The organism is Kitasatospora sp. SolWspMP-SS2h (assembly GCF_003259315.1).
GTDB lineage: Bacteria > Actinomycetota > Actinomycetes > Streptomycetales > Streptomycetaceae > Kitasatospora > Kitasatospora fiedleri.
Map to the genome: position 1 here is coordinate 46946 of NZ_QLLT01000012.1, position 13947 is coordinate 60892.

3 protein-coding genes are annotated in these 13947 nt (G+C 76.1%); all 3 read right to left on the reverse strand.

All coding sequences use genetic code 11. From position 1 onward, the window contains the following. Position 1: 1 nt before the first annotated feature. The 3 genes from K353_RS16420 to K353_RS16430 are packed head-to-tail and all read right to left on the reverse strand — an operon-like array spanning position 2 to position 13880. Entirely contained in the window at positions 2-4279 is a 4278-nt protein-coding gene (locus tag K353_RS16420; RefSeq protein ID WP_111554338.1) for a type I polyketide synthase, read from the reverse strand. Continuing rightward, positions 4276-8772 (reverse strand): MupA/Atu3671 family FMN-dependent luciferase-like monooxygenase, encoded by a 4497-nt coding sequence (locus K353_RS16425; protein WP_111554339.1) that lies wholly within the window; start codon positions 8770-8772, stop codon positions 4276-4278. Before K353_RS16425 ends, K353_RS16420 begins: the two co-directional genes overlap by 4 nt. After that, positions 8769-13880, reverse strand: a complete 5112-nt coding sequence (locus tag K353_RS16430; protein ID WP_111554340.1) for a non-ribosomal peptide synthetase — start codon at positions 13878-13880, stop codon at positions 8769-8771. Before K353_RS16430 ends, K353_RS16425 begins: the two co-directional genes overlap by 4 nt. Between the last annotated feature and the right edge of the window lie 67 nt (positions 13881-13947).

Here is a 13947-nt window from a genome sequence, read left to right on the forward strand (position 1 = left end):
GTCAGTTCTCCGTGGTGGTGGGTTGCGGGTCCCGGTCGGCGTCGGTGTCGGCGGGCGCGGGCAGCAGGCGCCGGCGGACGAAGAAGTCGAGCATCCGGGTGAAGTAGTCGGCGTCCAGGGGCGGGGCGGCGCAGGTGCGCGGGTCGGTGAGGGCCAGCGTGTTGGCGCTGTCCATCACCGGCATCGCCCGGTCGGGGGTCTCGCCGATCATCGCCATCAGCGGGGCGAGGGCGCTGTCCTCGCCGTCCCGGTCGACCTGTTCGATCAGCGCGTCGCGCCACTCGTGGAACGGGACGCTGCGGACCGGGAAGCCGAACTCCCGGATCCGGTCGAAGATCTCGTTCCACTCCAGGGTGTCGGGGCTGATGGTGTGGAAGGTGCGGCCCGGCGACTTGGGGTCGGCCAGCAGCTGGACGACCTGCCGGGCGGTGTGGTCGACGGTGCCGACCGCCAGCGGGTAGCGGCGCAGCGGGGCCAGGCCGAGCTGGACGCAGCCCTGGATCACCTTGGTGACGTAGTCCTCGCTGTTGGCGGCGCCGTTGCGGCTGTCGGGCAGCACCGCGCCGGCCCGGTGCACGGCGACCGGGACGCCGCGTTCGCGGGCCAGTCCGATCAGGCCCTCGGCGACCCACTTGCTCTGGCTGTACGCGGTGTCGTGGCCGACCGGCGGCGGCAGCGGGTCGTCCTCGCGGATCAGGGTGGCGCCGCCGACCACCGCGCCGGCCAGCACGGCGAGGGTGGAGACGTAGTGGACGGGCTTGAGCCGGGCGGTGGTGGCCAGCCGCAGCACCTCCTGGGTGCCGAGCACGTTGGACGCCTTCAGCGCCCGGTAGGGGCGGACGAAGTTGACCCAGGCGCCGCAGTGCAGGACGGTGTCGACCTGCTCGGCGAGGGCGGCGAAGCGCTCCGCGCCGAGGCCGAGCAGCGGCTGGGCGAGGTCGCCGGTGACCACCCGCAGCCGGCGGGCGGCGGGCTGCGGCAGGCCGTAGGAGTCCAGTACGGCGCGCAGCCGCTCCTCGCCCTCGGCCTCGGTGGCGGCCCGGACCAGGCAGAGCACGGTGGCGTCGGTGCTCGCCAGCAGCTCGGCGCAGAGGAACGCGCCGACGAAGCCGGTGGCGCCGGTGAGCAGCACGGTGCGCGGCGGGCCGTCCTGGAGCGGCGGCAGTCCCTCGGCGGTGATCGCCGGGTCGAGCCGCACCTCGTCCTCCAGCACCGGGCCGGCCGGCGGGGCCGCGGCGGCGCCGTCGGCGAGGCGGTCGACCAGGGCGGCGAGCGCGGCGACCGAGGAGGCCCGCAGCACGTCCCGGGCGGAGAGCGTGGAGATGCCGGAGCGGCGCAGCTGGCGGGTGGCCTGGGTGACCATCAGGGAGTGCGCGCCGAGGTCGAAGAAGTCCTCGTCGACGCCGATCCGTTCGAGGCCGAGCAGGTCGCACCAGATCCGGGCGACCTGGAGCTCGCGCGGGGTGCGGGGCGCGTCGTCGGGCTGGGCCAGGGCGGTTCCGGCGGTGTCCGGTGCGGTGTCCCGGGCGGCGGTGTCCGGTTCGGCGGCGGGTTCGGCCAGGGCGCTGCGGCCGGGTTCGACCCAGTGCCGGGTGCGCTCGAACGGGTAGCCGGGCAGCGGGACGCGGCGCGGGTCGGCGGGGCCGTGGAAGGCCGGCCAGTCGACCTCGACGCCCTGCTGCCAGAGCCGGCCGACGGCGGTGACCAGGTGCGCCAGGTCGGGCACCGGGTCGCGCGGCAGGCCCATGGTGGGGATCGCCACCGGGGCGGGGGCCAGCCGCTGGGCGGCGGCGAGCGCGGTGAGCGCCCGGCCCGGGCCGACCTCCAGCAGGACCCGGCCAGGCCGGTCCAGGGCGGTGCGCAGGCCGTCGGCGTACCGGACGGGCTGCCGCAGGTGGCGGGCCCAGTAGCCGGGGTCGGTGGCCTCGGCGGCGGTCAGCGGGCGGCCGGTGACGCTGGAGACGACCGGCAGCCGCGGGGCGGACAGGGTCAGGGCGGAGACCCGGCGGGTGAACTCGGGCAGGTGCGGCTCGACCATCCAGGAGTGGCTGGCGACCGGGACGCTGACCTTGCGGCAGTCGACGCCCTCGGCGCGCAGTTCGGTGAGCAGCGCGGCGACGTCCGCGTCCGGCCCGGCGACCACGGTGAGGTCGGGGGCGTTGACGGCGGAGACCGAGAGCCGCGCGCCGAGCCGGGGGGCGAGCAGCGCCTCGGGCTGCTGGACCACCAGCATCCGGCCGGGCTCCATGGCGGCGAACAGCTCGCCGCGGGCCAGCGTGATCTCCAGCGCGTCCTCCAGCGGGAACACCCCGGCCAGGCAGGCCGCGACGTACTCGCCGAGGCTGTGGCCGAGCAGGGCGGCGGGCCGCACGCCCCAGGCCATCAGCTGCCGGGCCAGCGCGTACTCGACGGTGAACAGCGAGGAGATCACCCCGGCGCCCTGGTCGCGGCCCATGGTGGCGGCGCCGCCGCGCAGTTCGCGGCCCTCCAGCGGGGTGAAGGCGGACGGGAAGAGCAGCCGGCGCAGGTCGTAGCCGAGCCGGGGTTCGAGGAGCGCGGCGCAGCGGTCGACCTCCGCGCGGAACACCTCCTCGGAGCGGTAGACGTCCAGCCCCATGTCGGGGTGCTGCATGCCGCCGCCGGGGAAGGTGAACACCGCCTCCTGGCGGCCGCCGCGGACGGTGCGGGTGGTGAGCCGCTCGGGTTCGGCGCCGCGCAGCACGGAGACCGCGTCGGCCGGGTCGGTGCAGACCGCGAAGCGGCGCACCGGGAAGGCCCGGCGGCCGTCCTGGAGGGTGAAGGCGGTGTCGGCGAGCGGGGCGGCGGCGCCGGGGCCGGCCAGGTGGTCGGCGAGCCGGTCGGCGGCCCGGTCGGCGGCCTCCTTGGTGTGGGCGGACAGCGGCAGCAGCTGCCAGGCGCGGGCCCGCCCGGTGCGCTCGGCGGGGGCGGGGGCCTGCTCGACGACGACGTGGGCGTTGGTGCCGCCGACGCCGAAGGAGCTGACGCCGGCCCGGCGCGGGGTGCCGTCGGTGTGCCAGTCGGCGGCCTCGGCGGGGACGTGGAACGGGGTGCGCTCCAGGGCCAGGTCGGGGTTGGGGGCGGTGAAGTTGACGGTCGGCGGGATCACCGCGTGGTGCACGGCCAGGGCGGCGCGCATCAGTCCGGCGACGCCGGCCGCGGCGTCCAGGTGGCCGATGTTGGCCTTGACCGAGCCGAGCGCGCACTGGCCGGGCCGGGTGCCGGGCGAGTCGAACGCCTGGGTGAGGGCGGTGACCTCGATCGGGTCGCCGACCCGGGTGGCGGTGCCGTGCGTCTCGACGTAGCCGACGGTGGCGGGGTCGACGCCGGCCACCGCGAGGGCGGCGGCGACCGCCCGGGACTGGCCGTCGACGCTGGGCGCCGCGTAACCGGCCTTCAGCGAGCCGTCGTTGTTGATCGCGGAGCCGCGGATCACCGCGTAGACGTGGTCGCGGTCGGCGAGCGCCTCGCTGAGCCGGCGCAGCACCAGCACCACGGCGCCGTTGCCGGGCACGGTGCCGCCGCTGTCGGCGTCGAACGGGCGGCAGTGGCCGTCGGCGCTGAACAGGCCGCTGTCGGCGGCGGGGTAGCCGCTCTTCAGCGGCAGGTTGATCGCCACGCCGCCGACCAGCGCGGTGTCGCACTCGTAGTTGAGCAGCGACTGGCAGGCCAGGTGGGTGGCGACCAGCGAGGTGGAGCAGGCGGTCTGCACGGTCAGCGCGGGCCCGGTGAGGTCCATGGTGTGGGCGACCCGGGTGGCCAGGAAGTCCTTGTCGTTGAACATCCGGGCGACGGGGGCCATCGGGGAGCGCTGGAAGCGGGCGTTGGTGGAGAGGTTGGCCATCAGGTACTTGTTCATGAAGGTGCCGGCGAACACGCCGACCTCCCCGGTGAACCGGGCCGGGTCGTGGCCGCTGTCCTCGACGGCCTGCCAGGCGGTCTCGCAGAACACCCGGTGCTGCGGGTCCATGGTCTCCGCCTCGCGGGCGTTGAACCCGAAGAAGGCGGCGTCGAAGGCGTCGGCCTCCGGGAGGTACCCGGCGGCGGGGACGTAGTCGGGGTCGTCGGCGGTGGCCGGGTCGACGCCGGCGGCGAGCAGTTCCTCCCGGGTGAAGCGGGTGATCGACTCGACGCCGTCGCGCATGTTGCGCCAGAACCCGTCGACGGTGTCGGCGCCGGGCACCCGGCAGGCCATGCCGACCACGGCGACCGGCTCGACCTCGTACTCCTCGGGGGCCTGCGGTTGCTGCGGGCTGGTCATCGCGCGTCCTTCCGATCACGGCGCAGCCGGGCCTGGCGGGCGAGGGCGGCGGCGCGCCGGCCGGCCGCCTCGCGGACCTGCTCGATGTCCTGCTCCCGTTCGGCGCGCCGCCGGTCGGCGCCCTCGTGGGCGGCGACCAGGGTGCGGACGGTCGGGTAGCGGAACAGGTCGACCAGGGAGAGCGTGTCGCCGAGGACCGGCTGGAGCCGGCTCCTGGCCTGGACGGCGAGCAGCGAGTTGCCGCCGGACTCGAAGAAGTTGTCCTCCACGCCGATCCGTTCGGCGCGCAGGACGGCCGCGAACACCTCGGCGACCTGCCGCTCCAGGTCGCTGCCGGGGGCCTGGTAGGCGGTGGCGGGGCGGGCCTGCGGGTCGGGCAGCCGGTTGCGGTCCACCTTGCCGTTGGGGGTGCGGGGCAGGGCGTCGAGCAGCACCAGGTCGGCGGGGACCATGTAGTCGGGCAGGGTGAGCGCGGCGTGCGCCCTGAGCGCGGCGGCGGTCGGCGGTTCGGCGTCCTCGCCGCGGGCGGCGGGCACGCAGTAGGCGACCAGCCGACCGTGGTCCCCGCTGCCGCGGACGGTGGCGACCGCCTCGGTGACCTCGGGGTGGGCGGCCAGCACGGCCTCGATCTCGCCGAGCTCGATCCGGTGGCCGAGCACCTTGACCTGGTGGTCGAGCCGGCCGAGGAACTCCAGTTCGCCGTCGGGGCGGCGGCGGACCAGGTCGCCGGTGCGGTAGAGCCGGGCGCCGGGCTCGCCGGAGAACGGGTCCGGGACGAAGCGCTCGGCGGTGAGCGCGGCCCGGCCGAGGTAGCCGCGGGCGATGCCGGGGCCGCCGAGCAGCAGTTCGCCGGGCACCCGGTCCGGGACCGGCCGCAGGTGCGGGTCGACCACGTAGGCGCGGACGTTGGCCAGCGGGCGGCCGATGGCGACCGGCCCGTCGGCGCCGACCCGCGCGGTGGTGGCCCAGACGGTGGCCTCGGTGGGCCCGTACATGTTGTGCACCCGGCCGGGCAGCAGGGCGGCGAGTTCGGCGGCCAGCGCGGGCGGCAGCGCCTCGCCGCCGACCAGCAGCCGGTCCAGGCCGGCCAGCGCGGCGCGGGAGTCCGGTTCGCGCTGGAGCACGCCGGCCACCGACGGGGTGCACTGGAGGGCGGCCGCCCGGTGGCGGGTCAGCTGGGTGGCGATCGGCTCGTCGGCCAGGGCGGTGCGGCGGCGCTGCTCGCTGAGTTCGCGGGCCTCGGCGAGCAGCGGCAGCGAGTCGAGCACCTCGCGGTGCGGGACGCCGAAGTCGATCAGGCAGGCGACCTCGTCGACGCCGACGGCCTTCATCCGGTCGACCTGGTCGGCGCAGTCGGCGGGGGTGCCGAGCAGCGCGGAGGTCTCGAAGAACCGCTCGAAGGCGCGCTCGACCAGCTGGTCGAGCTCGGCCTCGGGCAGCGCGCGCAGGTCGAGGTCGCTGCCGAGCGCCTGGCTGAGGCCGGAGAGCAGGTCCAGCGAGGACTTGATGTACGCGCACAGCGGGGCCCGGACGGTCTCCCGGACGGCGTCCCGGTCGGTGCCGACGAAGGTGTGCAGCATCAGGGTGACGTGCCCGTCGCCGGGGTGGCCGGCGGCCCGCCAGGACTCCCGGTACAGCTCGATCTTGCGGGCGAGCTGTTCGGCGCTGTGGCCGAGCAGGTGGGTGAGCAGGCCCGCGCCGGCCTCGCCGGCCAGCTGGAAGGTCTCCGGGCTGCGGGCGCTGGTGACCCAGACCGGCAGTTCGGCCTGGACCGGGGAGGGGAAGACCCGCACCTCGGTCTCGGCGCCGACGCCGTTGGTGCGCACGGTGCGCTCGCCGCGCCACAGCCGCCGCACCTCCTCCAGCGCGGTCATCATGACCTTCTTGCGGTCGGCGTACTTCTCCGGGGCGAGCACGAAGTCGTCGGGCTGCCAGCCGGAGGCGATGGAGATCCCGACCCGGCCGCCGGAGAGGTTGTCCACCACGGACCACTCCTCGGCGACCCGCAGCGGGTCGTGCAGCGGCAGCACCACGCTGCCGGCCCGCACCGCGACGTTCTCGGTGATCGCGGCGACGGCGGCGGCGGTCACCGCCGGGTTGGGGTAGAGGCCGCCGAACTCGTGGAAGTGCCGTTCGGGCGTCCACACCGCGCTGAACCCGTTGCGGTCGGCGAACCGGGCGCCCTCGGTGAGCAGCCGGTAGGCGTCCTCCGGGTCGCCGCCCTGGTCGCCGCCGAAGTAGAACACGCTGAACTCGACCGGGCGGGTCTGCACCGCGGCGGTGACCGCGGCGCCGCCGCGGGCCTCGGCCGGGGTCGGCTCGTCGCCGCGGAGCACCACCCGGTAGCCGCGGGCCAGCGTCCAGAGCAGTTCGAGCACCGAGATGTCGAAGGAGACGCTGGTGACGGCCAGCCAGCCGGCCGGCGGGTCGCCGTCGAGCATCCGGTCGATGCCGCTGAAGAAGGTCTGCACGTTGCGGTGGGTGAGCATCACGCCCTTGGGGCGGCCGGTCGAGCCGGAGGTGTAGATGACGTAGGCGAGCTGGTCGGGGCTCTCCTCGGCCGGGGCCTCCGGGGACGCCGGGGCCTCCGGGGACGCCGGAGCGGCCGGAGCGGCCTGGCCGACCGGGCCGTCGTGGCCGTCGTGGTCGTCCTGGTCGATCCGGAGCAGGGCGGCGGGGCCGTCCGCGAGGCGGCGGGCGAGCGGGCCGCTGGTGACGATCACCGGGGTGCCGGAGTCCTCGACCATGAACGCCAGCCGGTCGGCCGGGTAGGCCGGGTCCAGCGGCAGGTAGGCGCCGCCGGCCTTGAGCACCGCGAGCAGCGCGACCACCAGGTCGGGCGAGCGCTCCAGGTGGATGCCGACCACCACGTCCCGGCCCACGCCGCGGGCCCGCAGCCGGGCCGCCAGGCGCTCGGCGCGCTCGTCCAACTCCCGGTAGCTGATCGCCTGTTCGGGGGCGTCGGCGGCGGCGACCAGGGCGGGCGCGTCGGGGGTGCGGGCGGCCTGCTCGGCGATCAGCCGGTGGATCGGGGCCGCCGGGGCGGCGGACGGGGCCGGGTTCCACTCGTGCAGGATGCGCCGGGTCTCCTCGGCGGAGAGCACCGGCAGCCGGCCGATCGGCAGGTCCGGGTCGGCGGTGGCCGCGCCCAGCACGGTGCGGAACTGGGCGGCCAGGGCCTGCGCGGTCGCCTCGTCGAACAGGTCGGTGGCGTACTCCAGCCGTCCGGTGAGCCGCTCGCCGGAGCGGGTCAGGCTGAGCGTCAGGTCGAACTTGGCGCTCGCGGTGTCGCCGGGCACCATCCGGACCGTGCAGCCGGGCAGGTCGAGGCCGTCGGAGCCGCCCTCGTGGTAGCTGACCATCAGCTGGAACAGCGGGTTGTAGGCCGGGTCGCGGACCGGGTTGAGCTCCTCGATCAGCTTCTCGAACGGCAGGTCCTGGTGGGCCACCGCGGCCCGGCTCTCGTCCCGGGCGCGCAGCACCAGGTCGCGGAAGGCCGGGTTCCCGGAGACGTCGATCCGCTGGACCACGGTGTTGGCGAAGAAGCCGATCAGCGGGTGCAGTTCGGCTCGGGCGCGGCCCGCCACCGGCGAGCCGACGATGACCTCCTCGCCGCCGGTGTGGGCGTGCGCCAGGGCGGCGAACGCGGCCAGCAGCACGGCGAACGGGGTGGCGCCGCAGGCCCGGGCCAGCGCGTCCACCCGGTCGGCGGTGGCCGGGTCGACCGGGAAGTCGAGGTGCGCGCCGGCGTAGCTCTGCTGCGGCGGCCGGGGCCGGTCGGCGGGCAGGGTGGCCAGCGCGGGCGCGCCGTCCAGGCGGCGGCGCCAGTGGTCGAGCGCCTCGGCCAGCGGTTCGCCGCCGAGCCGGGCCAGCTGCTGCTCGGCGAAGGCCGCGTACTGGGTCTCCAGGGCGGGCAGCGCCGCCTCGGCGCCCTCGGTTCCCTCGGTGAACTCCCGGTACAGCGCCGAGAGTTCGCCGGAGAGCAGGCCCAGCGACCAGCCGTCGCAGGCGATGTGGTGCAGGCTCAGGCAGAACCAGTGCTCCTCGGCGTCCAGCCGCAGCAGCAGCGGGCGGACCATCAGGTCCTGCTCCAGGTCGAACGGGCGGCGGGCCTCCTCCTCGGCCAGCCGCTCGGCCTCGGCCAGCGGGTCGGGCAGGCCGCGCAGGTCGACCAGCGGGACGGGGATCGGCTCGGCCGGGCGGACGAACTGGCGCGGGGCGCCGTCGACCGGGCGGAACACGGTGCGCAGCACCTGGTGGCGGCGGACCACGGCGGTCAGCGCGCGCTCCAGCGCCGCGGCGTCCAGCGGGCCGGTGATCCGGTGGACCATCGGCACCACGTACACCGGGTTGTCCGGGTCGAGCTGGTCGAGGAACCAGAGCCGCTGCTGCGGGAAGGACAGCGGGTGGTGCTGCTCGGCGAGGCGCTGCCGGAGCCGTTCGGCGAGCAGCGCCCGGCGGGCGTCCGGGGAGTCGGGGGTGGTGGCCGTCATCGCTCTACCTCGTTCTCGGCCAGGTCGCGCAGCAGCGCCTCGACCTCGTCGTCGGACAGTTCGTGGAGCCGGTCGAGCAGGTCCTCGCCGTAGCCGGCGGCCGGGGCCGGGGCCTGGACGCCGTCGGTGCCGGTGTCGGCGGCCGGGGTGTCGGCGGCGGCCCGGGCGGCGTCCACCTCGGCGGCCAGCCGGGCGACCGTGGGCAGTTGCAGGAAGCGGCGCAGCGGGACCTCGGTGCGGTGCAGCTCGTTGACCCGGGCGACGGTGCGCATGGCGAGCAGCGAGTTGCCGCCGAGCGCGAAGAAGTCGTCGGTGGCGCCGATCGCGGCGACGCCGAGCAGTTCGGCGACCAGTCCGGCCAGTTCCCGCTCGGTGGCGGTGCGGGGCTCGACCCGGTCGTCCGCGGCGAGGTCCCGGTCGCCGACCGGCGGCAGCGCGGCGCGGTCGATCTTGCCGCTGGCGGTCAGCGGCATCGCGGGCAGCTGCACGTACGCGGCGGGCAGCAGGTAGGGCGGCAGTGCGGCGGCCAGGAAGTCGCGCAGCTCGGCGACCGGGAGCGGCGCGTCGGCCGGGACCAGGTAGGCGACCAGGCGGCGCCCGGAGGGGGCGTCGTCGACCAGGACGGCGGTCTGCCGGACGGCGGGGTGCGCGGCGAGGGCCGCCTCGACCTCGCCGGGCTCGATCCGGAAGCCGCGGATCTTGACCTGGTGGTCGGCCCGGCCGAGGAAGTCCAGGCTGCCGTCGGGGCGGGTGCGGACCATGTCGCCGGTGCGGTACATCCGGGAGCCGTCGGCGGCGAACGGGTCGGGCAGGAAGCGGTCGGCGGTGAGCCCGGGCCGGCCGGCGTAGCCGCGGGCGACGCCGGGGCCGCCGACGTACAGCTCGCCGGGGACGCCGGTCGGGACGGGGCTCAGGTGCCGGTCGAGCACGTAGCCGGTGGTGTTGGCGATCGGGCGGCCGATCGGCACCGAGGTGGCGTCGGCGGGCAGGTCCCGGATCGGGTGGCAGACCGCGAAGGTGGTGGTCTCGGTCGGCCCGTAGCCGTTCAGCAGGTGCGCGGGGCGGCCGTCGGCCGGGCGCTCCAGCAGCTGGCGGATCCGGGCGAGGTTGAGCACGTCGCCGCCGACCAGCAGGTGGCGCAGGCCCGCGAAGGTGTCGGGGTGGGTGCCCATCACCTCGGTGAACAGCGCGGAGGTGATGAACATGCTGGTCGCGCCGTGCCGGCGCAGGGCCCGGCCCAGCCCGCCGGGGGTGAGCACCTCCTCGGTGTCGATCACCGCGAGGGTGCCGCCGTGCAGCAGCGCGCCCCACACCTCGAAGGTCAGCGCGTCGAAGGAGGCGTCGGCGATCTGCGGGAAGCACTCGTCCGGTCCGAACGCCACGTAGTCGGTCGCGCTGACCAGCCGCAGCACCGAGCGGTGCTCGACCATCACGCCCTTGGGGCGGCCGGTGGAGCCGGAGGTGAACAGGACGTAGGCCAGGCCGTCGGGGGCGGCGTCCGTCTCGGGGGCGGTGGCGGGGGCGGCGGCCAGCTCCTCGGCCAGGGCGTCGAGGGCGAGCGGTTCGGCGGTGCCAGGCGGGACCAGGCCGGTCAGGTCGGCGCGGGTGAGCACCACGGGGGCCTCGGTGTCGGCGAGCATCGCGGCGATCCGCTCGCGCGGGTAGCCGGGGTCGAGCGGCACGTAGCCGCCGCCCGCCTTGAGGACGGCGAGCAGGGCGGTGACCATCCGGTCGCCGCGCTCCAGCAGGACGCCCACCGGGGTGTCCCGGCCGACGCCGCGCCGCCGCAGCAGGTGGGCGATCCGGTTGGACTCCTCGTCCAGCTCCCGGTAGGTGGCGGAGCGCTCGCCGTGCACCAGCGCGGTCCGGTCCGGGTGGCGGGCGGCCTGTTCGGCGAACAGGCCGCCGATGGTGCGGTCGGCGCCGTAGGCGGTGGCGGGCCCGGCGGCGGCGTCGAGCACCCGGCGGCGCTCGGCCTCCGGGAGCAGGTCGAGCCGGTCGTAGGGCAGTTCGGGGTCGTCGAGGGCGGCGGCCAGCAGGGTGAAGTAGTGGCCGACCATCCGGCGGACGGTCTCCGGCTCGAACAGGTCGGTGGCGTACTCCCAGATCAGGGTGATCGGGGCGTCGTCGTCGGCCACGCCGTGGCCGGCCCGCTGCTCGGCGCGGGGCAGCACGACCACGTTCAGGTCGGTCTTGGCGGAGCCGTTGTGCCGCTCCAGGACGCTGCCGCTCAGGCCGGCGAACTCCAGGTCGGGCAGCTGCGAGTCGTGGAAGCTGAACATGACCTGGAACAGCGGGTTGCGGGACGGGTCGCGGGGCAGGTCGAGCGCCTCGACCAGCCGGTCCAGCGGGGTGTCCTGCCACTGGTGGGCGCGGCCGGCGGTGGCGTGCACCCGCTGGGCGAGCCGGTCGAAGCCGGGGGCGCCGGAGAGGTCGATGCGCAGCGGCACGGTGTTCACGACCATGCCCATCATCTGCTCGATCTCGGCGAGCCGGCGGTTGGCCATGCCGGTGCCGACCACCAGGTCGTGCTGGCCGCTGTAGCGGGACATCAGGGCGGCGAAGCCGGTGAGCATCGCGGTGTACAGGGTGACGCCGCGGGAGCGGGCGTGGCTGCGCAGCGCGCGGGCCAGGCCGGACGGCAGGTCGATCCGGACGGCGGCGCCGGCGAAGGACTGGTCGGCGGGCCGCGGGTGGTCGGTGGCGAGCTCCAACGCGGCCGGGACGCCCGCGAGTTCGCGGGTCCAGTGGTCGAGGTAGCCGTCCAGCACCGCTCCCCGCAGCCACTCGCGCTGCCAGCGGGAGAAGTCGGTGTAGCCGATCGGCGGCTCGGGCAGCGGGGACGGGTGGCCCGCGGCGAGCGCCGGGTAGATGTCCTGGAGCTCGTGCAGGAACAGCGCGTAGGACCAGCCGTCGTGCACCAGGTGGTGCTCGACGTGCACCAGGGTGTGGTCCTCGGCGGTGTGCCGGATCAGCACCCAGCGGGCCAGCGGCGGCGCGGCCAGGTCGAAGGGGGCGTCGACGGTGCGCCGGACGATCTCCTCGGCGCGCTTCTCGCGGGCGGCCTCGTCGGGCTCGTCGCTGAGGTCGTGCAGCGGCAGGTCGACGTCCATCGGGGCGAGCGGGATCTGCCGGGGCTGTCCGTCGACGGCGCGGAAGGCGGTGCGGAACACGTCGTGCCGGCGGACGATCTCGGTGAGGGTGGCGTTCAGCGCGGCGGGGTCGAGCGGGCCGCGCAGCCGGATGGTGGCCTGGGCGTTGTAGGCGAGGTTGCCGGGGGCCAGCTCCTCCAGGTACCAGATCCGCTCCTGCGGGAAGGAGAGCGGCACCGGCACGCCCAGCGCCCGGTCGGCGGCGGCGGTGATCCGCGGGACGACGGGCGCGGCGTCCGGGGAGTCGAGGTGGGCGGCCATCGCGGCGACGGTGCGGGCCTCGTGGATCTGCCGCAGCGGCAGTTCACGGTGCAGTTCGGAGCGGACCCGGGAGGCGAGCCGGCCGGCCAGCAGCGAGTGGCCGCCGAGCGCGAAGAAGTCGTCGTCGCGGGCGATCCGGTCGACCGCCAGCAGGTCGGCGAGGATCGCGGCCAGCGCCCGTTCGGTGGGCGTGGCGGGCTCCTGCCCGGCGTCGAGGGGCTCGGCGCGCTGCGGCAGCGGCAGCGCCTCGCGGTCGATCTTGCCGCTGGGGGTGAGCGGCATCCGCTCCAGCACCAGCACGGTGTCGGGCACCATGTGCGCGGGCAGCAGGGCGGCGAGGTGGGCGCGCAGCCGCGCGGGGTCGAGGACGGCGCCCGGGGCCGGGGCGGCGTAGCCGACCAGCCGGGGTCCGGCGCCCAGGTCGGGGGCGGTGACCACGCTGTCGGCGACGTCGGGGTGCTCGGCGAGCCGGCGGGCGATCTCGTCGGGTTCGATCCGGAAGCCGCGGATCTTCACCTGGTGGTCGATCCGGCCGAGGAACTCCAGGTCGCCGTCCGGGCGGCGGACCACCAGGTCGCCGGTGCGGTAGCGCAGCGCGTCGGGCCGCCCGCCGTCCGGGTCGGGGACGAAGCGCTCGGCGGTCAGGTCGGGGCGGTGCAGGTAGCCGCGGGCGACGCCGAGGCCGCCGACCAGCAGTTCGCCGGGGGTGCCGTCGGGCACCGGGCGCAGCTCCGCGTCGACGACGGCGGTGTGCGCGCCGGCGATGGCGCGGCCGATCGACGGCTTGCCGCCGCCGGGGGCGAGTTCGGCGACGGTGGCCCAGACGGTGGTCTCGGTGGGGCCGTAGGCGTTGAACATCCGGCGGCCGGGCAGCCAGCGTTCGGCGAGCGGCTCGGGGAGCGCCTCGCCGGCGCAGACCAGCACCTCCAGGTCGGGCAGGTCGGTGTCGGGCAGGGTGGCGAGCACGGACGGCGGCACGGTGAGGTGGCTGATCCGCCGCTCGCGCAGGAAGTCGCCGAGCCCGGGTCCGGGGGCGATGTCGTCGCGCGGGGCGAGCACCAGGGTGGCGCCGGTGGCCAGCGCCATCACCGTCTCGAACACCGAGGCGTCGAAGCTGGTGGGCGCGAACTGCAGGACGCGGTGGCCGGGGCCGGCGCCGAACGCCTCGGCCTGGGCGGCGATCAGGTTGGCCAGGCCGCGCTGGAGCAGGGCCACGCCCTTGGGGCGGCCGGTGGAGCCGGAGGTGTAGATGACGTACGCGAGTTGTCCGTCCTCGGTCGCCGCCCGGGGGCCGGCCGGGTCGGAGCCCTGCGCCGGGTCGATCGTCCGGACGTCCGGGACGGGGGCCGGGCCGGGCAGCCCGGCGTCGCCGACGACCAGCTCCAGGCGGGCGTCGGCGGCCATGTGGGCGAGCCGGTCGGCCGGGTAGGCCGGGTCGAGCGGCAGCCAGGCGGCGCCGGTGCGCAGCACGGCGAGGACGGCCACCGGGAGGTCGAGCGAGGGCCTGGTGGCGATGCCGACCACGGCGCCCCGCTCCACCCCCTGCCGGGCCAGTTCGGCGGCCAGCGCCCCGGCCCGGTCGGCCAGTTCGCGGTAGGTCAGCCGGGTGCCGCGGAACTCGACCGCGACGGCGTCGGGCATTCTCGCGGCCAGGCCGTCGAAGACGTCGAGGAAAAACGGATTCCGTGCTTCCATCTGTGCGCGTTCCCCCTGGTGTCGGGACTTCACCGCAGCGCGGCGAAGGGAAGGCGGAGCATCGTTT